Raw genomic sequence first — 24,621 nt, forward strand, 5'->3', positions numbered from 1 at the left:
CCTCGGGGGCGGTCCGGACGTCTCCGCTCGGCGGCCGGCCCGCCCCCGAGGTGCGCCCCTCAGGTCCGCATCGCGAGGTCCGCACCGGCCGCCCCGCGGACCCGCTCTTCCGGTCGGTGGTCCGGGCGTTCGTCCCCCGGACGGCGGCGCTCCCCGGCCGGGTCGTACGCGACGAGCATCAGTGCGGAGTCGTCCGCCGCCTGCGCCCGCGTGTACTCCGCGAGGTCCGCGCGCAGCCGGCCCAGCGCCTCGGCGGGGCCGGAGGCCGCTACCACCGTCCCGGCGCGGTCCCGCAGCGGGTAGAAGACGCCCGCGGCGTCACGCGCCTCGGTCACCCCGTCGGTGTAGAGCAGCAGCCTGTCGCCCGGGGCGAGCTTGCGCCGGTATACGGCGGGAGCGGCGTCGCACAGCGCGGCCATGCCCAGCGGCGGGGCCGGGTCGGCGGGCTCCGCCAACTCCACGCCTCCGTCGGCGCGCAGGATCAGCGGACCCGGATGTCCGTGGTTGAGCAGGGTGAGCCCGCCGTCCGCGGTCACCTCGGCCAGCACGGCGGTGACGAAGCGTCCGCCGTCCGTACGGCGGCCCAGCGCGCGCTCGATCCGGTCGGCGGTCTCCTCCAGCCGGTCGGCGTACGGCGCCGACTCCCGGAAGGCGGACAGCACGACGGAGGCCACGCGGACCGCGTCGAGCCCCTTGCCCTGGACGTCCGCGACCACGAACCGCACCCGGTCGGGCAGGACGACCGCCTCGTACAGATCGCCGCCGACCCGCGCCGCCCGGGCCGCGGAGTCGTACGAGGCGGCCATGGCGAGCGGTCCCGCGCGTTCGGGCGGCGGGGAGAGCAGGACGCGCTGCATCGTGTCGGCCACCGCCCGGACCGCCATCAGCTCGCGCTCGGTCCGCCGGCGGAACGCGCCGACCACCGCGGCGGCCACGGTGACGAAGGCGATGGCGAGCAGGGCGATGTACACCCGGGTGTGCCCGAGCACCCCGCCGTACGCGGCGGAGAACACGCACAGCACGGCGGCGAGCGTGCCGTTGGCGACCACCCAGCGGGTGGTGCCCCACGCGGCCGCCAGCGCCGGGACCGCGGCGTACACGGGTAGCAGGCCGACCTCGGGGCCCAGCAGCACATCGCCGATCGCGATGATCCCGAGCGCCGCCAGCGGCAGCATCCGCTGTAGGTCGCGACCGCTCGTCCGCGGCAGACGCATGCACTACCTCCTGAATGACAGCAGCCGAGGCCCTGGTTCACCACAGGATATCGAAATGGTAATAATTACTGGTTAAAGGTACAGTCCGTTCACTCCGCGGGGCGGCCCCGCTTCCAGCACCCCAGCAGGTCGTCCGTCGTGGTCAGGGTGGCGACCAGGGCCAGGGAGTGCCGGAGCACCGCCTGGGTGTAGTCCGCCGGAACGCCCGCGATCGCGTCCGCGGGGACGACCGCCGTGTAGCCGAGGTTGACGGCGTCGAAGACGGCGTTCGGGACGGCCACGTTGGCCGAGACGCCGGTGACGATCAGCGTGCGGCAGCCGAGGTTGCGCAGCAGGGCGTCCACGCCCGTGCCGGCGAGGGGCGACAGGCCGTGCAGGCGGCGTACGACGAGGTCCTCGTCCGCGACGGGCACCGGATCCGCCAGCCGTACCGCCGCGCTGCCCGCCAACTGCTGTACGGGCAGCCGCTCCGCGGCGCGGAACAGCCGGGCGTTGCGGCTCGCGCCCCGGCCGTCGGGGCGGCGTTCGGCCACGGCGTGCAGCACCTGGACGCCGGCCTCGTGCGCGCCGGCCACCAGCCGGGCCACGTTGGCGAGCGCGCCCGACGTACGGGCCGCCTCGGCCAGTTCGGGCAGGGCGCTGTCGGGGCCGACCACGCCGCGCTGGCACTCCACGGTCATCAGCACGGTGTCCGGCGGTGCGACAAGGTCCGCCAGTACGCTGCCGGATGCCGCCATGGTGCCCCCTTCGACGCGGGCCCGGGACGCGTGACCGCGGTCACCGTTGCCTCCCGGGGGAAGAGCATCCATGATTTCTGACACCCAGTCAGATGGCAACAGTGCGGAGGACGGATGACCAGCACCGGACAGCGCCGCGGCCGGCGCATCATGATGACGGCGGCCGAACGGGACGCGTTCCTGGCCGCGGAGCGCACCTGCCGGGTCGCGACGGCCGGCGCCGACGGCACCCCGCACGTCAGCCCGCTGTGGTTCGCGTGGGACGGCACCTCCCTGTGGCTCTACTCGATCACCCGCAGCCGCCGCTGGGCCCAGCTGCGCGAGCGGCCCCGGCTGTCGGTGGTGGTCGACGCGGGCGAGGAGTACGGCGAGCTGCGCGGCGTGGAGCTGACCGGCACGGCGGAGTTCGTCGGCGAGGCGCCGCGCACGGGCGAGCCGTGCGCGGAACTCGAGGCGCCGGAGCGGCTGTTCGCGCGGAAGAACTTCGGGATGGACGCGATGGTGTACGACGGGCGCCACGCGTGGATCCGTCTGACGCCCGAGTCGCTGACCTCCTGGGACTTCCGCAAGCTCGGGCTGGGCTGAGCCCGCCTGCCGGATTCGGGATCAGCCCGTCCGGCCGCGGGGAACCACGGGGTTCACCCCGCCCCCGCCCCCTCCCCCGCCTCCCGCAGCGCCCGCACCGCCGCCCGGATCGACGGGCGGCGGTCGGCGTCGGAGCGCCACACGGCGTAGATGTGGCGGCGCATGGTGTTGCGCACCGGCACCGCCCGTACGCCCGGGGGCAGCGGGCCGCGGCCCAGGCGTGGCGCGACGGCCACGCCGAGGCCCGCGGCGACCAGCGCCAGCTGGGTGTGGTGCTCCTCGGCGGTGTGCATGACGCGCGGCTCGATGCCCTTGCCGCGCATCGTGAACATCAGCCACTCCCGGCAGAACTCGCCCTGCGGCCACGCGATCCACTCGTCGTCCGCGAGGTCCTCCAGATCGATCTCGTCGCGGTCCGCGAGCGGATGACCGGCCGGCAGGGCGACGTCCGCCACGTCGTCCAGCAGATCCGCCCGGGCCAGGCCCGGGGGCAGCGGCATCCGCTTGTTGTACCAGTCCAGCACCACCGCGAGGTCGAAGTCGCCGCGTACGACGCCCGGCAGCGCGTCGTCCGGCTCCATCTCGCACAGCCGCGTCCGCAGCTCCGGATGCTGCGCCCGCAGCGCCGTCAGGGCCAGGGGGCCGAGACCCCGGGCGGCGGTCGGGAAGGCCGCGACGGTGAGGTCCCCCACGGCCTGTCCGCGGTGCGCCTCCAGGTCCGCCTGCGCCACCTCGACCTGGGACAGGATGCGCACGGCGTGCTCGGAGAGCAGCCGTCCGGCGTCCGTCAGCCGGACGCCGCGCCCGTGCTTGGCGAGCAGCTGCTGACCGGCCTCCCGCTCCAGCTTGGCCAGCTGCTGGGAGACGGCCGACGTCGTCACGTGCAGGCCCTCGGCGGCGGCGCTCACGGAGCCGTGCCGCGCGACGGCCGCCAGGGTACGGAGGCGCTCGAGATTCATATAAGTGATGCTACGCAATACGGCGAAGAAAGTCTCGCTGGTGCTACGAGGTTGCGGCGGGCAACATAGCCATCATGACCACCGCAGTCGACACCCCGAAGCAGCCCTCCTCCGCCTCCCCCGCCGCCACGCCGGGGACCACCGCCGGCGCCGCGACGGCCCCGTCCCGCCGGGTGCTCGACTGGCGGATCCGGTTCGGGGCCCTCTCGCTCATCTGGGGCTTCAGCTTCCTGTTCATCAAGGTCGGCACCGACGGCTTCGCCCCGCTGCAGGTGACCCTCGGGCGGATGGTCTTCGGCACCGCGGTGCTGATGGGCGCGCTGCTGTGGAAGCGGGAGCGGCTGCCGCGCGGCGCCCGCACCTGGGGGCACATCGCCGTCGCCTCCTTCCTCCTGAACGCGCTGCCGTTCACCCTCTTCGCGTACGCCGAGACGACCATCCCGTCGGCGCTGGCGGGCATCTGCAACGCCACCACCCCGCTGTGGAGCATGCTGCTGTCGCTCACCGCCCTGTCCGACGACCGCCCGACCCGGCGCAAGGTGGCGGGCCTGGGCGTCGGTTTCGCCGGCGTGCTGGTGGTGCTGGGCGCCTGGCAGGGCTTCTCCGGCCAGGACCCGGCAGGTACGGCTATGGCGCTGATCGCCTCCGCCAGCTACGCGGTGGGCTGGCTGTACGTCCGCCGCACGCTGGCCGGGCGCGGCGACTCCAACCTGTCGATGGCCGGCGCACAGCTGCTGCTGGGCACGGTGCAACTGGTCGTGGCGACGGCCTTCTTCACGCCGCTGCCGACGTCCTTCCCGCTGCTCCCGCTGCTGTCCGTGCTGGCGCTGGGGGCGCTCGGCACGGGGGTCGCGTTCCTGCTGCAGTACGGGCTGGTCGCGGAGGTCGGCCCGACGACGGCCACCATGGTCACGTACTTCATCCCGGTGATCGCGACCGCGGCCGGCTTCCTGCTGCTGGGCGAGGAGCTGGGGTGGAACACGCCGGTGGGGGCGCTGGTCGTACTGGCGGGAGCCGCCCTCACCCAGAGCAGGCCGCGGCGCTGATCACCCGTGGTACCGCGGGGCACTCACCGCGCCGCGGGTCTCTCGACAGCGCCGCAAGTCACCCGTAGTGCCGCGAGGCGACCGGGCCGCAGGCCGAGGCGAGGTCCTCGGCCAGCGGCCCGATGTCGTCCGCCGCCAGGCGCGACACGGTGACCCGGATCCCCGGCGGGGAGGCCAGCCGGAAGCGCGCCCCGGGGGCGACCGCCCAGCCCGCCTGGATCAGCCGGGCCACCGCGCCCGTCTCGTCGGGCACCGGGATCCACACGTTCATCCCGCTGCGGCCGTGCGCGGCCACGCCCCGCGCCGCGAGCCGTCCGATGAGCGCGTCGCGGCGCTCCCGGTACGCGGCGGCCACCGCGCGCGGATCGACCGCGCCGGTACGCCACAGCTCCGCCACCGCGTCCTGGAGCAGGTGGCTGACCCAGCCGACGCCGAGCCGCTGCCGGCCCAGCACCCGGTCCACCGACACCTGGTCGCCGGTGAAGACCCCGAGCCGCAGATCCGGTCCGTACGCCTTGGCGGCCGAGCGGACGAAGGCCCAGTGCGTGGTGACCCCGGCGAGCGGGTGCACCGGCAGGTCGACGATGTGGTGTCCGTGGTCGTCCTCGATGACCAGCACCTCGGGATGCCGCGCCAGCACCGCGCGCAGCTCGCCCGCGCGCCGGGCGGAGACGGCGGCGCCCGTGGGGTTCTGCGCGCGGACGGTGACGACGAGCGCGCGGGCGCCCTCGGCCAGGGCCTGCTCCACCGCGTGCGGCAGCGGCCCGTCGTCGTCCAGCGCGACCGGTACGGACCGCAGGCCCATCGCCGGGAGCAGGTCCAGCACCGCACCCCAGCCCGGGTCCTCCACGGCGACCGCGTCGCCGGGCCGCAGATGCGCCGTCAGCAGCCGCTCGATCGCGTCCAGCGTCCCGGAGGTGACGGCGACCGGGCCGTCCGGGACTCCGTCCGCCGTGAACGCCTCGCGCGCGAGCGCCAGGAGGTCCGGGCGGGCGGCCGCCGTGCCGTACAGCACGGGTGCCTCCGCCGCCCGGTCCGCGGCGTACGCGAGGGCGTCGGCCAGGGACGGCAGCAGCGCGAGGTCCGGGTTGCCGTCGGCGAGGTCGCGCGTGCCCTCGGGGACCTCCACCCGGATCCGCTCACGGGCGGTGGTGGACGGCCGCGCCCGCACCCGGCTGCCGCGGCGGCCGTCGGTCTCGATCACCCCGCGCTCACGCAGCGTCCGGTAGGCGGACGCGATCGTGTTCGGATTGACCCCCAGCTGCTCCGCCAACTGGCGCATCGGGGGCAGCAGTTCGCCGGGGGCGAGGCGCCCCTCCCCCACCGCCCGCTCGATGTCGGCCGAGATCTCGGCTGCCCGCCGACCCGTGATCATGTATTCTCCTAGCACAAACAACATTATGCACTAGTGCAATGGAGCCCGCCATGGGAAGCTACCCCACGACCGACCGCAACGTCCCCACCCGGTCGAAGGAGCGCGCGTCCTACGACCGCGAGCTGGTGCACTCGATCCTCGACGAAGGGTACGTCTGCCATCTCGGCTTCATACGCGACGGCGCCCCCGTCGTCCTGCCGACCCTCTACGGACGCGTCGACGAGAAGCTGTACGTCCACGGGTCGACGGGTTCGCGCCCGCTGCGGATGGCCGGACAGGCGGCGGACCCGGGTCTGCCGGTGTGCCTGACCGTGACCCACGTCGACGGGCTGGTGCTGGCCCGCTCGGCGTTCCACCACTCCATCAACTACCGCTCGGTCGTGGTGCAGGGCACCGCCCGCCAGGTGACCGACCCGGTGGCCAGGGCCGAGGCGCTGGACGCGCTGGTCGACCACGTCGTCGCGGGCCGCTCCGCCGACTCCCGGCCGGCGAACGCCAAGGAGCTCGCTGCGACGGCGGTGCTGGTCATCGATCTGGCGGAGGTCTCGGCGAAGGTCCGTACCGGCGGCGCGAACGACGACGAGGAGGACAAGGGCCTGCCCTACTGGGCGGGCGTCGTCCCGGTGCGCACCGTGTACGGCGAGCCGCTGCCGTCCGCCGATCTGGCGGCCGGCGTGACCACCCCCGGCTATCTGGCGGAGCTGGGTCAGGAGGCCGTGCCGTGCTGATCCACCCCTGGGACGCCCCGCAGGACGACGCCGAATGGCAGGGCTGGCTCGCCCGGCACGACTTCGGCCAGCTGGCGGTGAACGGCCCGGCGGGCGAGCCGCCGTTCGTCCAGCCGGTGCACTTCGCCTACGACGCCGAACGGGCCGAGGTCGTGACCCACCTGGCGCGGCCCAATCCGGTCGTGAAGGCCATCGAGGCGGCACCGCAGGTGCTGCTCAGCGTGGTCGACGACTACGCCTTCGTGCACGGTGCCTGGAAGGCCGAGGAGGGCGTACCGGCCGAACACGGGGTGCCCACCAGCTTCTACGCCGCCGTCCAGCTGCGCTGCACGGCGCACGTGGTGGACGACCCCGGGGAGAAGGCCGCGCTGCTCACCCGGCAGATGGCGCACTTCCAGGGCGCGGACACGCACGCCCCGATCGAACCGGGCACCGAGCCGTTCGGCAGGCTGCTGGCGGGAATCCGCGGGCTGCGGCTGGAGGTCACGGGGGTACGGGCGAAGTTCAAGTACGCCGGGAAGAACTCGCGGTACGTCCAGGAGCGGGTCGCCGCGGGCCTGGCCGAGCGGGGCGCCCCGCTCGACGCGGCGGCGCGCGCCCAACTGGTGCGCAGGATGGACGCCTCCGCGTAGGTGCGCCGCCCGGCCGCCTCCGCGTAGGTGCCCGCCTCCGGGCACCTACGCGCGCGGGTCAGTCGCGAGCCGCCGCGACCGCCGGCAGCGGCGCCCGCTCCACCCGGCGGGCGCTCGCCGCCTCGCGTGCCTCCGCCAGGGTGAGGGCGGTGACGGCGGCCAGGAGCAGCACCGTGCCGGCGACGGTGGCGACCGTCAGGTCCTCGCCGAGCAGGGTCACCGCGATGACGGCGGCGCTCACCGGCTCGATCAGCATGATCACGGAGACCGTGGCGGCCCGTACGACGGTCGCGCCGCCGAAGTACAGGACGTACGCGAGCGCCGTTGGCACAAGCACGATGTAGGCCAGCAGCAGGGGCAGCTGGACGGTGTCCTGCGTCTGGGGCAGCAGGCCCTCCGCGACGGCCGCCGGCAGCAGCGGAAGGCAGCCGAGGCCGAACGTCCAGGCGGTCGTCGTCACGGCGTCCTCACCGTCGCCCGACTGTCCGGTCCACCGGGTGATGAGCGTCGTGGTGGCGTAACCGGACGCGGAGAGGAGCGCGAGGACCACGCCGAGCGGGCGGACGGTGGCGTCCGAGCCGCCGAGCACCAGCACGACGAGCCCCGCCAGCGCCCCCGCCACGGCGGCGAGCCCGCCGCGTCCGATGCGCTCACCGAGGAACGCCCGTCCGCCGAAGGCGATGAGCACCGGTCCGGCGCCCAGGGTGACCACCGTTCCGACGGCCAGCCCGGTCGACTGGACTGCACCGAAGTAGGCGGTCTGGAACAGCGCCATGCTCAGCGCCGTCACCACCCGGCGCACCCAGGTACGCATCGGCGCCCGGCGTCCCGCGGGCCGGGTCCGCGGCCGCCGGCCGCGAACCGCCAGCAGGAGCAGCATCAGCAGGGTGCCGCCGGCATGGCGGTAGAAGGACAGGCCCACGGGGCCCAGATCGCTGATCCGGTACACCAGCGAGGCGCCGGCTCCCGCCGTACCCCAGGCGGCTCCAGCGATGACCAGGTAGAACAGTCCCCGCCCCGTGGACAGGGCGGACGTGTGATTCTGCACGTGAACTCTCCGCGCGTGAAGGAAGTGGTCGCGTTGTCCCTTCTGCGGGCAGCGGCGACCGGCGCGGGGTCCGGCCGTGTCCCTGACGGGATCGGCGGCCCCGGCGGCTTCCCGGTGCGGCCCGCCCTACGCGGCGGGGGGCGGAAGAACAGTGGTGCGCGGCATGGCCACGACCCTAGGCCGCCGGACCGCCGACCGGCAATCCCGTCTCGGAGTCCGGGACCCGGTCGCCGGTGACCGCCTCCGCGTCCCGCTCCTCGGCCCCCGGTCCGCCGGAGGCGACGGGCTCGGCGGCGGCCGTCTTGGGCCGCGAGGTCTGGGCGATGAACGCGCCGACCAGCACCAGCGCCCCGCCGGCCAGCTGCGGGGCGGAGAGGTGCTCGCCGAGCAGCACCCAGGCCAGCACCGTGGCCACGATCGCCTCCAGGAACGCCACCACGCCGGCCACCTGCGGGGACAGCAGGCGCAGCGAGACGATCCCGGTGAGGTACGCGATGACGGTGGCGACCAGCACCACCCAGCCGAGCAGCAGCACGGCGGGCACCGACGCCGAGCCGAGCTCCGCCTTCCCGCCGAGCACCGACCAGTCCATCCCCCAGGGACGCGCCACCACGGTGAGCACGACGGCACCGATCAGCAGTCCGTACGCGATCACGCCGAGCGGATCGGGCGCACCGTCGTCGCTGTCGGTGCCGTGGTCGCCGAGGATGAAGTACGACGCCTGGCACACGGCCGCGCCGAGCCCCAGCAGGACACCGACCACGTCGAAGCGCATCCCCGCCCACACCTCGACCACGCAGGCGAGCCCGGTGACCGCGAGCACGACGCCGATCGCCGCGGCACGCGACACGGGGCGGCGCTGGACGAAGCGGATCCAGCCCAGCACCAGGGCGGGGCCCAGGTACTCGATGAGCAGGGCGACGCCGACGGGGATCTTCGCGATGGCGGCGAAGTAGAAGGCCTGCACGCCGGCCACGCCCAGCAGCCCGAAGCCGGCCAGCAGGGCGGGGTGGGTGCGCAGCAGGGATCGGTGGCGCCAGGCGAGCGGCAGCAGGACCAGGGCGGCGCCCGCCGCCCGCAGCCAGACGACGTGCAACGGGTCGAGTCCCGCCTCGATCAGCGGCTTGGCCGCGACCCCCGAACCACCGAATGCGAGCGCCGACGCCAGGGCAAGGCCCAGCCCGGCGTTCCGCCCCTGAGAGTTGTGCATCCGCACATCATGACACCTCGCCGTCAGGAGTGTCACCAGCGGTGGCACCTTACCGACGTACAGCGGGTAGACGTACGGACGGAACCTCTGGCACCACTTCCGAGTCCAAGCACCGGCACCACCTTTCGGCACGGTCATCCCGAGCGAAGGAGGACGTCATGAACCGATCCCGAACCCGCGCCGCGCTCACGGCCGTTGCCCTGGCCGGCCTGCTGGCGGCCGGCTGCGGCACCGGGGACCAAGGGGAGCAAGGGGACCAGGCAGTACGGAAGAACACGTCCGAGCAGGAGTCGCCTGCGCCGAGCGAGGCGGCACCCCCGTCGAGCAGCTCGGACGCGGGCACCCCCGAGGGCTCCGGCGAGGGCACGGCGCAGGACAGCGGGGCGGGCGCCCAGCAGGACACCTCGTCCCGCCCCGCCTGGTGCGCGACGGCGGCGCTGAAGGGTTCGCTGCGGCTGCTCAACCCGGCGGCGGGCAACCGCTACACGGCGCTGGTGCTGACCAACGTCTCGGACAGCCCCTGCCGTACGCAGGGCTACCCGGGGCTGCAGCTGGTCGCGGCGGACGGGCGCGACCTGCCCACGCTGGTGGTCCGCGACCGCACCGTCACGCCGGTGCAGCTGACGGTCCGGCCGGGGGCGGCCATCTGGGCGCGGCTGAACTGGTCGCAGGTGCCCGGAACGGGCGACAGCACCACCGGGCCCTGTCAGCGGGCCGCGGCGGTGCTGGAAGTGATCCCGCCGGACCAGCGGACGCATACGGACGTCCGCTGGCCGTTCGGCGAGGTGTGCAGCAGCGGGCGCATCAGCGTGCGGCCGCTCGCCGCGGGGACGGGTCCGGCGCGGTAGCCGTCCGTCCCGGGAGGGCCCACCGGAGCAGCGGCGGGCTCCCTCTCAGCTCTCATCCTCGTCGGCGAGGATGAGGTAGAGCTTCTTGCGGGCGTCGTTGACGACGGCGAGCGCCTTCTCGCGCTGCTCCGGCGTACCGGTCGTCCAGGCCTGGCGGAACGCCTCGGCGAGGGCCATGCCCGCCTGGCCGATCTCCTGCATAGCCTCCCAGTCGACACTGCGGCCGGCGTCCGCCCAGGGGGCGTCCGGACCGGCGTCGGCCTCGGTACGGCCCGCGTCGGTGAGGGTGAAGAGCTTCTTGCCGCCCTCCGACTCACTGCTGATCAGGCCCTCGTCCTCGAGGAGCTGAAGGGTGGGGTAGACCGAGCCGGGGCTCGGCTTCCAGGCACCGCCGCTGCGCTCGGCGATCTCCTGGATCATCTCGTAGCCGTGCATCGGCCGGTCCTTGAGCAGCGCCAGGATCGACGCGCGGACATCGCCCCGGCGGGCGCGCCCGCGGTGTCCGCCGCGGCCTCGGGGACCGAAGGGGCCGGGCCCGCCGAACGGGCCGAAGGGCGGTCCGAAGGGACCGAACGCAGCGCGGCGGCCGTCACGGGGGCCGCCTCCGTGTGCATAGTGAGGGGGTCGCATGATCGTAAACCTTTCTTCGTTGGGTCGCGAGAGCATCGCGATGTCTCGACGATATATCGGAAACTGGTTTACGACAAGTCCCTCCACCGGAAGTCTCGGCCGGTCGACCATTTCCATAAACTGTGAATATAAAAGCGCTATGCTTCGGGCATGAGTCGTCAAGACACCGCTCCTGGCGCGTCCGCCGCCATCGGGGCGGCCCTCTACGGCCTGGCCACCAGGGCCACGAGACGCCTGCCCCGGGACATGAGCCTGACGTCCGCCGCCACCCTGGCCACCCTGGACCGGACCGGCCCGCGGCGCATCACCGATCTGGCCGCGGTCGAGGGCGTCACCCAGCCCGCGATGACCGCCCTGGTCCGGGTGATGGAGGAGTCCGGCCTGGTCGAGCGGCGGGGTGACGCGTCCGACAAGCGGGTCACGCTGGTGTGCCTGACCGAGGCCGGCGCCTCCTATGTCCGGACGCGGCGCCAGGCGGGCGTCCACGCGTTCGAGCGGCTGATCGGCGAGCTCACGGGCGACGAGGTCGAGGCGCTGGTGGCGGCCCTTCCGGCGCTGAAACATCTGGCAGAGCTCGAAAGCCAGGACCGCGAAGGGCTGAAGAAGTGAGCGGGCAGCCGGTCGGCGGGGTCGCCGCGAAGGCGTTCCCGGCGGCGCGTTCCGAGGGGCGGCTGCTGGTCCCCGCCCTGATGTTCATCGCTCTGGTCGTGGCGGCGGTCGCCAGCCTCGGGACGCCGCTCATCACCAGCGTGGCGACCTCGTTCCACGTCTCGCTCGGCAGCGCGCAGTGGACGCTGACCGTCGCGCTGCTCAGCGGCGCCGTCGCCACGCCGGTCCTGGGCCGGCTCGGAGCCGGCCCGCACCGGCGGGCCACGATCCTCGCCACGCTGGCGGTCGTCGTCGCCGGCAGCGCGCTCACCGTGCTGCCCCTGCCGTTCGCGTGGCTGCTGGCCGGCCGGGCGGCCCAGGGCGTCGGGCTCGGGCTGACGGCGCTGATGATGGGCGTGGCCCGGGACCACCTCCCCGAGGAGCGCGGCGCGGCCGTGATCGCCCTGATCTCGGTGGTCTCGATCATCGGGGCCGGCGTCGGCTACCCGCTGGCCGCACTGCTCGCCGAGCTCGGCGGGGTACGGGCCGCCTACGGCCTCGGCCTGGTCGTGACCGCCGCCGCCCTCCTGACCGCGTGGCGCTCCATACCCGAAGCCCCCGAAGGCCGCTCCGCCCACGTGGGCGTGGCAGGCGCGGTCGTCCTGGCCGCCGCGCTGCTCCTGGTGCTGTTCCTCGCCGGCGACCGGAACCTGTGGAGCCGGCACCTCGCCGTGGCGGCGGGCCTCGCCGTCGTCGCGGTCGTGCTGCTCTGCGTCTGGGTCGTCATCGAGCTGCGCAGTACGACTCCCCTGGTCGATGTGCGGGCGGTGCGGCACCCGGCGGTCGCCGGGGCGAACCTCGCCATGTTCGTCGGCGGGATCGGCATGTACCTCCTGCTCACGCTCATCACCCGGTACGCGCAGACGCCGCAGGGCGCCGGCTACGGCTTCGGGCTGACGACCTTCGTCGCCGGGCTGGTCCTCATCCCGTTCTCGGTGCTGGGGTTCGTCGCCGGCAAGCTCACGCCGCGGGTCCGGACGCGGATCGCCGACCCCCTGCTCCTGGCGGGCAGCGCCGTCGTGGTCGGTGGCGGGTTCGCCCTGTTCGCGGCGGCCCGGTCGGACCTGGCCGAGCTGTTCGCGGCGATGGGCGTGCTCGGCTTCGGCGTCGGCGGCTTCTCGGCCGCGATGCCCGGCGTCATCCTGGCCGTCACCCCCAGGAGCGAGACGTCGAGCGCCATGAGCTTCAACTACGTCGTCCGCAGCGTCGGGTACGCCCTGGGCAGCGCCGTCGGCGGCCTGATCCTCGCCGCGGGCACCCGCCCCGGCCACCTCTTCCCCGACGACAGCGCCTACACCACCGCGGCGCTGGTCGGCATCGGCGCCATGGCGGTCACGACGCTGACAAGCCTCGCGCTCGCCCGCCGACGTCCGTCCGAGACCAAGCCTTAAGTCAGATGCACGCATCCCGACACTGGAGGTTCCATGCCCAAGGGCTACTGGGTCAGCGTCTACCGCACCGTTTCAGACCCCGAGAAGCTGGCCGCTTACGACAAGCTGGCCGGTCCGGCCGTCAGGGCCGGGGGTGGCCGGCTCCTCACCCGCGGCAGCCGGGTCGCGGCGCATGACGCCGGAATCGCCGAGCGCACCATCCTGATCGAGTTCGACAGCTTCGAGCAGGCCGTCGCGGCGCGCGAGAGTGCGGCCTACCAGGAGGCGCTGGCCACCCTCGCCGACGGCGTCGAGCGCGACTTCCGCATCGTCGAAGGCATCGACTGACCGAGGTCCAGTCGGATCGTCACCGGAAATCCCCGAAGGGGCTTTGCATGACCATGCGTCTTCATGCATACTCTTCCTATGTCCAAGGTCCTCACCTCCCTTCCCGCCGGCGAACGTGTCGGCATCGCCTTCTCGGGCGGACTCGACACCTCCGTCGCCGTCGCCTGGATGCGCGACAAGGGCGCCGTCCCGTGCACCTACACCGCCGACATCGGCCAGTACGACGAGCCCGACATCGCCTCGGTGCCCGGTCGCGCGAAGACCTACGGCGCCGAGATCGCGCGCCTGGTCGACTGCCGTGCCGCGCTGGTCGAGGAGGGCCTGGCCGCGCTCGCGTGCGGCGCGTTCCACATCCGCTCCGGCGGGCGGGCGTACTTCAACACCACGCCGCTGGGCCGGGCCGTGACCGGCACGCTGCTCGTCCGGGCGATGCTCGAGGACGACGTGCAGATCTGGGGCGACGGCTCCACCTTCAAGGGCAACGACATCGAGCGGTTCTACCGCTACGGCCTGCTCGCCAACCCGAACCTGCGGATCTACAAGCCGTGGCTGGACGCGGACTTCGTGACCGAGCTCGGCGGCCGCAAGGAGATGTCGGAGTGGCTGCTGGCCCACGGTCTGCCGTACCGGGACTCGACGGAGAAGGCGTACTCCACCGACGCCAACATCTGGGGGGCCACGCATGAGGCCAAGACCCTGGAGCACCTGGACACCGGCGTCGAGACCGTGGAGCCCATCATGGGCGTGCGGTTCTGGGACCAGGACGTCGACATCCTCCCCGAGGACGTGACGATCGGCTTCGCGCAGGGGCGGCCGGTGACGATCAACGGCAAGGAGTTCCCCTCCGCCGTCGACCTCGTCATGGAGGCCAACGCGATCGGCGGCCGGCACGGGCTCGGCATGTCCGACCAGATCGAGAACCGGATCATCGAGGCCAAGAGCCGCGGCATCTACGAGGCGCCCGGCATGGCGCTGCTGCACGCGGCGTACGAGCGGCTGGTCAACGCGATCCACAACGAGGACACCCTCGCCCAGTACCACAACGAGGGCCGGCGGCTCGGCCGGCTGATGTACGAGGGCCGGTGGCTGGACCCGCAGGCCCTGATGGTCCGCGAGTCGCTGCAGCGCTGGGTCGGCGCGGCCGTCACCGGCGAGGTGACGCTGCGGCTGCGGCGCGGTGAGGACTACTCGGTCCTCGACACGACGGGCCCGGCGTTCAGCTACCACCCGGACAAGCTGTCGATGGAGCGGACCGAGGACTCGGCCTTCGGCCCGGTGGACCGGATCGGCCAGCTCACGATGCGCAACCTCGACATCGCCGACTCGCGGGCCAAGCTGGAGCAGTACGCGGGTCTGGGTCTGATCGGCACCGCCGACGCGGCGCTCGGCACCTCGGCGGCCGCGATCGGCCTCATCGGCGCCATGCCGGAGGGCGGCGCGGAGGCCATCGCCTCCCGCGGCGAGGTCTCCGAGGAGGACGCGGCGCTGGACCGCGCCGCGATGGAGTCCGGCACGGACTGACGTCTCACCCGGGCGGCGGCCGCCATCCGGTCCGTTCGGCCCAGCTCTCGGCGCCCGTCATCAGCAGTTCGGTGGCGGGCGCCTTGATCTGCCCGTACGCGGCGAGGTCGGGCACGGCCCGGGACAGCCGGCGCTTGAAGTCGCCCCAGGCGGCGCGGGCGGCGGCGTCCCCGCGCAGGTAGTCCCGGAACAGCAGCGCGAACCGGGCGTTCGGGCCGCCGTACTGCCGCACATGGACATTGCACCGCCGCGCGCCGACGGCCGGCGCGAACACCGCCTTGGGACACGCGACGCCGCGCACACGCTCGACCCGGTTCCACGCCTCGGGCCGCCACCGGAAACCGGCGGCCGCCATCAGCCGCCGCTGCGCCCCCTCGTCGATCCGCCGCACGCGCACCTGCACATCCACGCAGTCCTTGGCGGCGAGCCCCGGCACGGCGGTCGACCCCACATGGTCGACGGCCACCGCCTCCGCCCCGAGCACCCCCCGCAGCACGCCCGCGATCTCCTCGAACTCCCGGGCCCACGCCTGCCGGTACGCGACGACATGGGCGGTGGCGGGTTCGTCGGGGAAGGGCATACGCCCAGCCTGCCCGCCGGAACCCGGCACCGCACGCCTATCCCGTCGGCAGCCACCCCACCTTGCCCGCCAGCAGGGCGTAGCCGACGAAGGCGACGATGTCGATCAGGGCGTGGGCCGCGAAGAGGGGACCCACCCGGCCCCAGCGGCGGTACAGAAGGACGAAGATGACGCCCATCACCGCGTTGCCGACGAAGCCGCCCAGTCCCTGGTAGAGGTGGTACGAGCCGCGCAGCAGGGCGGAGGCGGCGAGCGCCGCGGCGGGGGTCCAGCCCAGCTGGCCGAGGCGGCGCAGCAGGTAGCCGAGGACGACGACCTCCTCCAGCGCGGCGTTCTCCAGCGCGGACAGGACGAGCACCGGCATCTTCCACCACACGTCCGGCAGCGACTCGGGCACGACGGTGAGGTTCGCGCCGGAGGCCCGCGCACCGAGGTACAGCAGCAGCCCGCTGCCCCCGATCCCCGCCGCGACCAGCGCGCCCCTGCTGAGGTCGAACCCCGGCCGGCGCAGGTCGAAGCCGATCGCCCGCAGCCCTCCGGCCCGCTCGCGCAGCAGCAGGTACGCGACGAGCGCCACGGGCACCAGGGACGTCGTGATGTCGAACAGCTGCCACGACAGATCCAGCCACGGCCGTCCGGGCGCCGCCGAGGTGTTGAGGTTCGCGGACTGGTCCTTCAGCCCCCCGGGCCGGGTCACCGAGCCGACGAAGCTGATGAGCGCCGACAGCGCGCTCGCGCCCAGGGACACGGCGAGCACCAGCCAGGTCTCGGCGACCAGCATCCGCCGTGACTGCCCGCCCGGCCCCGGCTCCCACTCCGCCGCGGACTCCGCCGCCGTCTCGCCCACCGGAACCCCTCCCGTGTTCTTGCTGATTTCCAGTCTCACAAGCACCTCAGGCCGCTAGGGTCTCGAAAACACGAACGAGCTATCTGACCAGTACCAGGACGAGAGCCCCGGGGGGCGGCACTCATGGGACGACACAGCATGCCCGACGACGGACACCGCGGCGACGCCGGGGGCCGCCGGGGCGTCCGCGCGCGCCGCGTGGTGCTGGCCGCCGCCGTGGCGCTGTCGGCCGTGGTGGGCGGGCTGGCCGCCCAGCAGAGCGGTCTGCTGCCCTTCGGCGAGGAGTGCGGCAAGGACGACGTCCGGCTGGACCTCGTCGCCTCGCCGGACATCGCGCCCGCGCTCAAGGAGATCACCGCCCGCACCCGCACCGAGGACATGAAGATCAGCGGCCGCTGCGTGGCCGTCCGCGTCACGGCCCGGCAGAGCGCCCTGGTGGCGGACGGCCTGCGGCGCGGACGCGGCGACTTCGACGTCTGGATACCCGACTCGTCCGTCTGGCCGGAGAACGTCCTCGCCAGCCGCGGGGACAGCGAGCTCGAGGCGATGGGCCGGGTGGCGTCCAGCCCGGTCACCCTGGCCGCCGTGGAACCGGCCGCCGAGGCGCTGGGCTGGCCGGCCAGGACGTACAGCTGGACGCAGCTGGCGCAGGCCCGCGCGGGCAAGGCCGCGCTGGGCGTCGGCGCCGCCGATCCCGCACGCAGCGCGACCTCGCTGCTGGCCCTTCAGTCCATCCACGCGTCCTCCGCTGCCGGCGCCGATGAGGCGGATGCCGCCACCCTCACAGCTTCCGCCGCCAAACAGCTGGCCGAACGCATCCAGCCGGGTGACGAGCAGGTCATCGCCTCCCTGCCGCGCGACGACTCCCCCGTCGAGACGGCTTCCGGCAACAACGCGCTGATCCTGAGCGAGCAGGCGGCCTTCGCCCACAACAAGAGCGGTGACGCCCCCGCGCTCTCCCTGTTCTATCCGACGGACGGCGCGGCCGCGCTGGACTACCCGTACACCGTGCTGGACACCCAGGAGATGGACGGCGACATGACGGCGGCCGCCAACCGGCTGCTGCTGATGATCAACGACTCCCGCGGCGAGCAGGCGCTGCGCCGGCACGGCTTCCGCGACCGGGACGGCGCCGCCGACGAGACCACGGTGCGCACGGCGGGCGGGCGCGACCCGCAGCCGTACACGCAGGAACCGGCGAAGGTGCCCGACGCCGGGACGATGTCGGCGATGCTGCAGATGTGGACGATCACCGTCCAGCCCGCCCGGCTGGTGACCGTGGTCGACGCCTCGGGCTCCATGGCCTTCCCCGTGCCGTCCCGGCCCGGCGAGACCCGGATGGACGTCACCCGGTCCGCGCTGCTGCAGGCCCTCCCGGAGTTCACCGACCGGGACGAGATCGGCCTGTGGCGCTTCGCCACGCGGCTCGACGGCAGCCGGGACTACGAGGAGCTGGTCCCGCCCGAGCCGCTCGGCGACCGGGTGGGCGACGGCATGCTGCAGCGGGAGCGCCTGACGCGGGCGTTCGGCTCGCTGCGGCCGGTCGTGGGCGGTTCGACGGGCCTGTACGACACGACGCTCGCGGCGTACCGGAAGGCCCTCGACGGCTACGCGAACGGGCGGTTCAACGCGCTGGTCATCGTCACGGACGGCGCGAACGACGATCCGGGCAGCATCGGGCTGACCGCGCTGACCAGGCAGCTGAAGGCGCTCGCCGATCCCGAGCGCCCGGTGGGCCTGATCACCCTGGCGGTGGGCCCGGACGCGGACACGGCCGCCTGCGCGAAGATCGCCAAGGCGGTGGGCGGCGCCTCCTACCCCGTACGCGACCCGGCGGACATCCACGAGGTGCTGCTGCGGGCGGTGATGGACGCCGCCCAGACGGCGGCACGGTGACCGGGCGTTGCGCTACGCCGGCCAGAGGTGCACCGGCTCCTCCGTGCGGGTCAGCTCGCAGTAGCGCCGCGTCATGGCCGCCAGCGCCGCCTCCCGGCTCAGCCCCGCCCGCAGCTCCCGGTGGAAGGCCGCCGCCTGCCACGAGGCGCCGTTCACCCGGCGCTTGCAGCGCTCCTCGATGACGCCGAGGTAGCGGTCCCGGTCCGCGGCGTCCACGCCCCAGGCGTCGAGCCCGGCGGCGGCCATCGGCAGCAGTTCGTCGCGCACCAGCCGCACCGCGGGCACCCGGACGACGCCCCCGAGGCGCCGCCTGCTGGGCCACAGCAGCTCGGCGTCGATACCGTGCCGGCACGCCTCGGTGAAGTTGCGCGCCGCGTCGTCGAACGCCAACCGCCCCCACACCGGCCGCTGCTCGTCGGCGAGGGTGCGCACCAGGCCGTAGTAGAAGGCGGCGTTGGCGATGACGTCGGTGACGGTCGGCCCCGCCGGCAGCACGCGGTTCTCCACCCGCAGATGCGGTACGCCGTTGACGATGCCGTACACGGGCCGGTTCCAGCGGTAGACGGTGCCGTTGTGCAGGACCAGCTCGTACAGCGACGGCGTGCCGCCCTCGTCGAGGACCTGCTGCGGGTCCTCCTCCCCGGACAGCGGCAGCAGCGCGGGGAAGTACTTCAGGTTCTCCTCGAAGAGGTCGAAGACGCCGTCGATCCAGCGCTCCCCGAACCAGGTCCGCGGCCGCACGCCCTGTGCCTGCAGCTCCGCCGGCCGGGTGTCGGTGGCCTGCAGGAACAGCTCGGGGCGCGATTCGCGCCACAGCTCGCGGCCGAAGGCGAAGGGCGCGTTCGCCCCCACGGCGATCTGCGCGGCGGTCGCCGCCTGCGCGGCGTTCCAGACGTCGGCGAACCTGCCCGGGGTGACCTGCAGATGCAGCTGTACGGAGGTGCAGGCGGCCTCGGCGGCGATCGACTCGGCGCTGTAGGTGAGCCGCTCGACGCCCTGGATGTCGACGGATATCTCCTCGCCGCGGGCCGTCATGATCTGCTCGTTGAGCAGGTGGTAGCGGTCCACTTCGGAGAGGTTCGCGGCGACCAGGTCGTCGCTGGTGAGCGTGGGCAGAATTCCGATCATCACTATTCTTGCGGCGAGCTCCTGCGCTTTGCGGTCGGCGTATCCGAGCCCCGTGCGCAGCTCCTCCGCGAGCTGGTCGAGCACGCGGGCGGAAAGCCGGTGCGGGGCGATGTTCACCTCGAGATTGAACTGCCCCAGCTCCGTCTGGAAGTCGGGGCTCGCGATCCTTTCCAGGACGGCGTGGTTCAGCATGCGCGGGAAACCGTCGCTCCCCACCAGATTCAGCTCTATCTCCAGCCCCATGAGATTCTGCGGCCGGTCGAACCGCTTCTCCTCGAGCAGTCGTTCCAGCCCGGCCAGACACTGCCGCAGCCGGTGCCGGTAACGCTGACGGTCGGACAGGTCGAACCCGCCGGACACGACCTTCTCGCCCATCGAAGCGTCCCTCCTCGCACCAGACGTGCCGGGATGATGCCCAGCACATGTGATCGATAACTCCCCGGTCCAGGACCGGTCACAGTAGGCTCGAACTGGACTCCCCCCACTGGCACATTCCCTGGGCATAATGAGAGGCCCGGCGCCCGGCGGACCGGCATGGTGAAAATCACCGACGAGTTCCGGCCATCTCACGGAAACCGCTTGCGCCAGGTCGCGGGCACGGGAAACACGGCTCGTCCTGGATTGCGGCGATCCCACAACGGCGCGAATTCTCCTTGCAGGCAATATTGCCGCCGCCTAGCCGAAACCCCACCTCAACACGGGCCGGTTAAACTCACGGTCGAGGCAGAGAGTTGGCACCGCCCATGCTGGGGCCTGTCGTCGTCACTCCCGTCATAGGTCCGCAGGGGCGGCCGCGCCGCCCGCGGCATGCACCGGGAGTGACGACGACAGGCCCTACGGAGATGCGGACACACCCCCTCTGGCCCCGCACGCCGACAGCGCCGTCCGCATCCATCCCCGTACCACAGGTCTGTCCCAGTGAGAGGCGACTGACATGCCGCTGCTTGCACCTCCGGCTCCCGCTCCCGCGCTCCGCAGCATCCTGACCGCCCTGGCATCCCCCACCGCCGTCCGCGGGTCCCGTACCCCCGCGCTGATCCGCCACCAGGGTCCCGTCAGCCCCGAACACCCGCTGCCGGTGCACATCATGGACGGGGTGAGCGCCGCCGGCGGACCGCCGTGCACCCGGCTGGGCGGCTGGCGCTTCCAGCTGCGCGGCCGGGACCAGCTGGTGGCCGCGGCGGAGGCGGGACTCACCCCGGACGGCTGGGCGTTCTCGCACTTCGTGGAGGGTCCCTACGTGACGTCCACGGAACGGGCGCTGCGCCAGGTGGAGTCGCTCCCCGCGCTCTTCCAGGCCCGGCTGCTGTCCATCCCGGAGCTGTACATGCTGACGCTGTGGCTGCACGCGGACACCGCGTCCGACGGCCTCACCGGGCGCCCCGCGCCCGACGACCTGCTGGTGCCGCTGGCGCCCGCCCCGCCCGGTATCGCGGCCCATCGCCCGCACCGCGTCGCGGACTTGCTCCCGGTGCTCACCCACCGGCTGACGCCGGCGCCGCTGCTGCGCACGACCGCCTGAGCACCCCCCGGAAGGACTAGCCATCGGGTGGCCCGTTGACCACCCGATGGGATGGTTCCGGGCGGGCAACCGTCCGCTCGGGTGATGCGTCCTCCCCTAGCGAGACCAGTCCTCGCGAAATCCCTGCGGAACGACGGTCTTGGGGCAACACTGGAGTCCGACCGAATCGCCAACGGGGGACGGCAATGAGCAAGGCAACCAGTCACATCACCCAGCAGACCCAGCGAGAGATTCCCACCACCATGTGCCCGCACCAGCCGACTTGTCCGTCCGCCGACTCCGCCGACCGCGAGGCCGCGCACCCCGTCGCGCACCACCCCGAGCAGGGCTGGAGCCTGCTCTGCAACGGAGTGCTGCTCTTCGAGGACACCGGTGAACTCCTCCCCGACGGACGGATCATCGCACCGCACCGCCCGCTCGGCACCAGCACGGTGATCACCGCGGCCTGAACCGGCGGCGGTACGGCACGGCGGATCCCGGACATACCAGGGCCGGCCCGGCAGGAGCGCCGGACCGGCCTGATGTGTACCCGGGCACTGCCCGGAGCGGCTGTCAGTTGTCGTACTCGTCCATGGGCGGGCAGGAGCAGACCAGGTTCCGGTCGCCGAAGGCGCCGTCGATACGGCGGACCGGCGGCCAGTACTTCTCGGCGGCGTTCACACCGGCCGGGAAGAGCGCCTCGGACCGGCTGTAGGGGTGCGGCCACGCGCCACCGGCCTGCGCGGCGGTGTGCGGGGCGCCCGCGAGCGGGTTGTCGTCCTTGTCCCACTCCCCCGAGCCGACCTTGTCGATCTCGGCGCGGATGGCGATCATCGCGTCGCAGAACCGGTCGAGCTCGGCCAGGTCCTCCGACTCGGTCGGCTCGATCATCAGGGTGCCGGCCACCGGGAACGACATCGTCGGGGCGTGGAAGCCGTAGTCGATGAGCCGCTTGGCGACGTCGTCGATGGACACGCCGGTCGCCTTGGTCAGCGGCCGGACGTCGATGATGCACTCGTGTGCGACCAGGCCGTTCGGGCCGGTGTAGAGCACCGGGTAGTGCGGCTCGAGGCGCTTGGCGACGTAGTTGGCGCTGAGCACGGCGACCTGGGTCGCGCGGCGCAGGCCCTCGGCGCCCATCAGCCGGACGTACGCCCAGGAGATGGGCAGGATGCCCGCGGAGCCCCACGGGGCGGCGGAGATCGGGCCGACGCCCGTCTCCGGGCCGGCGGTGGGCTGCAGCGGGTGGTTCGGCAGGTACGGGGCGAGGTGCGCGCGCACCGCGACCGGGCCGACGCCGGGGCCGCCGCCGCCGTGCGGGATGCAGAAGGTCTTGTGCAGGTTCAGGTGCGAGACGTCCGCGCCGAACTTGCCCGGCTTGGCGAGGCCGACGAGCGCGTTGAGGTTGGCGCCGTCGACGTAGACCTGGCCGCCGGCCTCGTGCACCGCGGCGCAGACCTCGGTGATCTGCTCCTCGAACACACCGTGCGTGGACGGGTAGGTGACCATCAGCACGGCCAGCTCGTCGCGGTGCTTCTCGATCTTCGCGTGCAGGTCCTCGACGTCCACGTCGCCGGACTCGGCGGTGGCGACCACGACGACCTTCATGCCGGCCATCACGGCGCTGGCGGCGTTGGTGCCGTGCGCGGAGGACGGGATCAGGCAGACGGTGCGGCCGGTGTCGCCGTTGGCGCGGTGGTACGCGCGGACGGCCAGCAGACCGGCCAGCTCGCCCTGGGAGCCCGCGTTGGGCTGGATGGAGACCTTGTCGTAGCCGGTGACCTCGGCGAGGCGCTCCTCCAGCTCACGGATCAGGGTGAGGTAGCCCTCGGCCTGGTCGGCGGGGGCGAAGGGGTGCAGGGCGCCGAACTCCGGCCAGGTGACCGGCTCCATCTCGGTGGTGGCGTTCAGCTTCATCGTGCAGGAACCCAGCGGGATCATGCCGCGGTCCAGCGCGTAGTCGCGGTCGGCGAGCTTGCGCAGGTAGCGCAGCATGGCCGTCTCGGAGCGGTGCTGGTGGAAAACGGGGTGGGTGAGGACCTCGTCGGTGCGCAGCAGGCCCTCGGGCAGCGCGTCCGAGATGCCGGCGTCGAGCGCCTCGATGTCGCCGGTCACGCCGAAGGCGGACCACACGGCCTCGACGACGGCCCGGTTCGTGGTCTCGTCGCAGGCCATGCCGACGTGGTCGGCGTCGGTCAGCCGGAGGTTCACGCCGGCCGCGCGGGCGGCGGCGACGACCTCGGCGGCGCGGCCGGGGACGCGGGCAGTGAGGGTGTCGAAGAAGGCGCCCTGGGTGAGCTCCACGCCGCCGTCCGTCAGGCCCGCGGCGAGGATCGCGGCGTAGCGGTGGGTGCGGCGGGCGATCGCGCGCAGGCCGTCGGGGCCGTGGTACACGGCGTACATCCCGGCCATCACGGCGAGGAGCACCTGCGCGGTGCAGATGTTGGAGGTGGCCTTCTCGCGGCGGATGTGCTGCTCACGGGTCTGCAGCGCGAGGCGGTACGCCTGGGCGCCGTCGGCGTCCTTGGACACGCCGACCAGTCGGCCGGGCAGGCTGCGGGCGAACTTCTCGCGCACCGACATGTAGCCGGCGTGCGGACCGCCGAAGCCCATCGGGACGCCGAAGCGCTGGGTGTTGCCGACGGCGATGTCCGCGCCCAGCTCGCCCGGGGAGGTCAGCAGCGTGAGGGCCAGCAGATCGGCGGCCACGGTGACGACCGCGCCCAGCCCATGCGCCTGCTCGATGAGCGGCTTCAGCTCGCGTACGGCACCGGAGGCGCCGGGGTACTGCAGCAGCACGCCGAAGACGCCGCGCTCGGCGATCTCCGCGGGGATGCCCTCGCTCAGGTCGGCGACGACCACCTCGACGCCCGTCGGCTCGGCGCGGGTCTCGATCACGGCGACGGTCTGCGGCAGGGTCTCGGCGTCGACCAGGAAGACGCCCTGCTTGACCTTGCCCATCCGGCGGGACAGCGCCATCGCCTCGGCGGCGGCGGTGCCCTCGTCGAGCAGGGAGGCGCCGGCGGTGGGCAGGCCGGTGAGGTCGGCCACGACCGTCTGGAAGTTCAGCAGCGCCTCGAGCCGGCCCTGGGAGATCTCCGGCTGGTACGGGGTGTACGCCGTGTACCAGGCCGGGTTCTCCATCACGTTGCGCAGGATGACCGGCGGGGTGAAGGTGCCGTAGTAGCCCAGGCCGATCATGGAGCTGAGGACCTGGTTGCGGTCGGCGAGCTCGCGCAGCTCGGCCAGGACCTCGGCCTCGGTGCGCGCCTCGGGCAGGGCGAGCGACTCTGCGCCCTTGATCACGTCGGGTACGGCGGCGGCGGTCAGCTCGTCCAGGGAGCCGTAGCCGACCTGGGCCAGCATCTTGGCCTCGGCCTCGGGGTCCGGGCCGATGTGGCGCTGCTCGAAGGGGATGCCGCGCTCGAGCTCTGCGAGGGTCGGGCGGTGGGTGGGGGTCATCGACAAGGCCTCCTGGTCGTGATCGACCTTCGAGGGGCGCCAGGGCAGGCACCCGAACGGCCTCCCCCTCTGTCATCTCAACCTGAGAGCTTCACCGGCCCGGGAGCCGGCTTTCACCGTCGGTGAGGCCCGGGCGTGTGCCCGGCCCTGCTTTCCAGAGTGACCTCGTCCGTGCGGTACGTGTGCCTGAGAGATTCCGGGGAGGGTTTGCTCCTTCGGCGCCGTCGTCGTGGTGCGTGGTGACGGACTCTCCCGCGCGGGGTCTGCAGCCGCTGCAAGCGTACCAGCGCGGGGGTGCGTGCCGGCGG

At 73.2% G+C, this 24,621-nt stretch carries 23 protein-coding genes and 1 riboswitch; of the genes, 12 read left to right on the forward strand and 11 right to left on the reverse strand.

All coding sequences use genetic code 11. The annotated features are described in order from the left end of the window. Positions 1-59: 59 nt before the first annotated feature. On the reverse strand, positions 60-1,214 hold the full coding sequence (locus AB0M28_RS11235) for a PP2C family protein-serine/threonine phosphatase (protein WP_365401361.1): 1,155 nt from the start codon (positions 1,212-1,214) through the stop codon (positions 60-62). An 89-nt stretch (positions 1,215-1,303) separates the two neighbouring features. Beyond that, positions 1,304-1,951: a cysteine hydrolase gene (locus AB0M28_RS11240; protein WP_365401364.1), complete on the reverse strand. Its 648-nt coding sequence runs from the start codon at positions 1,949-1,951 to the stop codon at positions 1,304-1,306. Positions 1,952-2,065: 114 nt separating this feature from the next. Between AB0M28_RS11240 and AB0M28_RS11245 the strand changes: the two genes are divergently transcribed. Continuing rightward, positions 2,066-2,536, forward strand: coding sequence for a pyridoxamine 5'-phosphate oxidase family protein (locus AB0M28_RS11245; protein WP_365401367.1), 471 nt, complete (start codon positions 2,066-2,068; stop codon positions 2,534-2,536). A 53-nt stretch (positions 2,537-2,589) separates the two neighbouring features. Here the strand turns inward: AB0M28_RS11245 and AB0M28_RS11250 are convergent, their stop codons facing one another. After that, the gene (locus tag AB0M28_RS11250; protein ID WP_365401370.1) at positions 2,590-3,495 is read right to left on the reverse strand and encodes a LysR family transcriptional regulator; all 906 of its coding nucleotides are present in this window, start codon (positions 3,493-3,495) and stop codon (positions 2,590-2,592) included. A gap of 74 nt (positions 3,496-3,569) precedes the next feature. Here AB0M28_RS11250 and AB0M28_RS11255 point away from each other — a divergent pair, with 74 nt between their 5' ends. After that, positions 3,570-4,541, forward strand: coding sequence for an EamA family transporter (locus AB0M28_RS11255; RefSeq protein ID WP_365401373.1), 972 nt, complete (start codon positions 3,570-3,572; stop codon positions 4,539-4,541). A 58-nt stretch (positions 4,542-4,599) separates the two neighbouring features. On the opposite strand, the gene AB0M28_RS11260 is transcribed toward AB0M28_RS11255, so the two are convergent. After that, complete coding sequence (locus AB0M28_RS11260) at positions 4,600-5,931, reverse strand: aminotransferase class I/II-fold pyridoxal phosphate-dependent enzyme (RefSeq protein ID WP_365401376.1); 1,332 nt, start codon at positions 5,929-5,931, stop codon at positions 4,600-4,602. Between the two features lie 35 nt (positions 5,932-5,966). Between AB0M28_RS11260 and AB0M28_RS11265 the strand changes: the two genes are divergently transcribed. Further along, the gene (locus AB0M28_RS11265) at positions 5,967-6,644 is read left to right on the forward strand and encodes a pyridoxamine 5'-phosphate oxidase family protein (RefSeq protein ID WP_365401379.1); all 678 of its coding nucleotides are present in this window, start codon (positions 5,967-5,969) and stop codon (positions 6,642-6,644) included. Next, positions 6,638-7,276 carry an FMN-binding negative transcriptional regulator gene (locus tag AB0M28_RS11270; protein WP_365401382.1) on the forward strand — a complete coding sequence of 213 codons (639 nt, stop codon included), beginning with the start codon at positions 6,638-6,640 and terminating at the stop codon, positions 7,274-7,276. Before AB0M28_RS11265 ends, AB0M28_RS11270 begins: the two co-directional genes overlap by 7 nt. Positions 7,277-7,334: 58 nt before the next feature. Here AB0M28_RS11270 and AB0M28_RS11275 read toward each other — a convergent pair whose 3' ends face one another. Next, positions 7,335-8,324, reverse strand: a complete 990-nt coding sequence (locus AB0M28_RS11275; RefSeq protein WP_365401385.1) for an EamA family transporter — start codon at positions 8,322-8,324, stop codon at positions 7,335-7,337. A 175-nt stretch (positions 8,325-8,499) separates the two neighbouring features. Beyond that, entirely contained in the window at positions 8,500-9,534 is a 1,035-nt protein-coding gene (locus AB0M28_RS11280; RefSeq protein WP_365401388.1) for an EamA family transporter, read from the reverse strand. 158 nt (positions 9,535-9,692) lie between these two features. On the opposite strand from AB0M28_RS11280, the gene AB0M28_RS11285 reads away from it, so the two are divergent. Next, a complete protein-coding gene (locus AB0M28_RS11285) occupies positions 9,693-10,382 on the forward strand; it encodes a DUF4232 domain-containing protein (protein WP_365401391.1) in 690 nt (229 codons plus the stop codon). Between the two features lie 45 nt (positions 10,383-10,427). Here AB0M28_RS11285 and AB0M28_RS11290 read toward each other — a convergent pair whose 3' ends face one another. Then, on the reverse strand, positions 10,428-11,012 hold the full coding sequence (locus tag AB0M28_RS11290; protein WP_365401393.1) for a PadR family transcriptional regulator: 585 nt from the start codon (positions 11,010-11,012) through the stop codon (positions 10,428-10,430). 246 nt (positions 11,013-11,258) lie between these two features. On the opposite strand from AB0M28_RS11290, the gene AB0M28_RS11295 reads away from it, so the two are divergent. From AB0M28_RS11295 to argG, 4 genes are all read left to right on the forward strand, one after another. Beyond that, on the forward strand, positions 11,259-11,621 hold the full coding sequence (locus AB0M28_RS11295) for a MarR family transcriptional regulator (RefSeq protein WP_365401468.1): 363 nt from the start codon (positions 11,259-11,261) through the stop codon (positions 11,619-11,621). Next, entirely contained in the window at positions 11,618-13,051 is a 1,434-nt protein-coding gene (locus tag AB0M28_RS11300) for an MFS transporter (protein WP_365401396.1), read from the forward strand. The genes AB0M28_RS11295 and AB0M28_RS11300 overlap by 4 nt, the downstream gene beginning before the upstream one ends. A 33-nt stretch (positions 13,052-13,084) precedes the next feature. After that, positions 13,085-13,378 carry a DUF1330 domain-containing protein gene (locus AB0M28_RS11305; protein ID WP_365401398.1) on the forward strand — a complete coding sequence of 98 codons (294 nt, stop codon included), beginning with the start codon at positions 13,085-13,087 and terminating at the stop codon, positions 13,376-13,378. 78 nt (positions 13,379-13,456) lie between these two features. Continuing rightward, positions 13,457-14,899 (forward strand): argininosuccinate synthase, encoded by a 1,443-nt coding sequence (gene argG, locus AB0M28_RS11310; protein WP_365401400.1) that lies wholly within the window; start codon positions 13,457-13,459, stop codon positions 14,897-14,899. Between the two features lie 4 nt (positions 14,900-14,903). On the opposite strand, the gene AB0M28_RS11315 is transcribed toward argG, so the two are convergent. Both AB0M28_RS11315 and AB0M28_RS11320 read right to left on the reverse strand, forming a co-directional pair. Beyond that, the gene (locus tag AB0M28_RS11315; RefSeq protein ID WP_365401402.1) at positions 14,904-15,479 is read right to left on the reverse strand and encodes a GrpB family protein; all 576 of its coding nucleotides are present in this window, start codon (positions 15,477-15,479) and stop codon (positions 14,904-14,906) included. A gap of 37 nt (positions 15,480-15,516) precedes the next feature. Beyond that, the gene (locus AB0M28_RS11320) at positions 15,517-16,260 is read right to left on the reverse strand and encodes a CPBP family intramembrane glutamic endopeptidase (RefSeq protein WP_365401471.1); all 744 of its coding nucleotides are present in this window, start codon (positions 16,258-16,260) and stop codon (positions 15,517-15,519) included. 204 nt (positions 16,261-16,464) lie between these two features. Here AB0M28_RS11320 and AB0M28_RS11325 point away from each other — a divergent pair, with 204 nt between their 5' ends. Beyond that, positions 16,465-18,222: a hypothetical protein gene (locus AB0M28_RS11325; RefSeq protein WP_365401405.1), complete on the forward strand. Its 1,758-nt coding sequence runs from the start codon at positions 16,465-16,467 to the stop codon at positions 18,220-18,222. Between the two features lie 12 nt (positions 18,223-18,234). On the opposite strand, the gene AB0M28_RS11330 is transcribed toward AB0M28_RS11325, so the two are convergent. Continuing rightward, a complete protein-coding gene (locus AB0M28_RS11330) occupies positions 18,235-19,725 on the reverse strand; it encodes a glutamate--cysteine ligase (protein WP_365401408.1) in 1,491 nt (496 codons plus the stop codon). Between the two features lie 559 nt (positions 19,726-20,284). On the opposite strand from AB0M28_RS11330, the gene AB0M28_RS11335 reads away from it, so the two are divergent. Continuing rightward, positions 20,285-20,872 carry a hypothetical protein gene (locus tag AB0M28_RS11335; RefSeq protein ID WP_365401411.1) on the forward strand — a complete coding sequence of 196 codons (588 nt, stop codon included), beginning with the start codon at positions 20,285-20,287 and terminating at the stop codon, positions 20,870-20,872. A gap of 242 nt (positions 20,873-21,114) precedes the next feature. Beyond that, positions 21,115-21,321, forward strand: a complete 207-nt coding sequence (locus AB0M28_RS11340) for a DUF5999 family protein (protein WP_365401473.1) — start codon at positions 21,115-21,117, stop codon at positions 21,319-21,321. A 103-nt stretch (positions 21,322-21,424) separates the two neighbouring features. Here the strand turns inward: AB0M28_RS11340 and gcvP are convergent, their stop codons facing one another. After that, the gene (gene gcvP / locus AB0M28_RS11345; RefSeq protein WP_365401413.1) at positions 21,425-24,313 is read right to left on the reverse strand and encodes an aminomethyl-transferring glycine dehydrogenase; all 2,889 of its coding nucleotides are present in this window, start codon (positions 24,311-24,313) and stop codon (positions 21,425-21,427) included. 164 nt (positions 24,314-24,477) lie between these two features. Continuing rightward, positions 24,478-24,578, reverse strand: a riboswitch (glycine riboswitch). Positions 24,579-24,621: the final 43 nt, after the last annotated feature.

The organism is Streptomyces sp. NPDC051940 (genome assembly GCF_040680895.1).
In the GTDB taxonomy this organism is placed as follows: Bacteria; Actinomycetota; Actinomycetes; order Streptomycetales; family Streptomycetaceae; genus Streptomyces.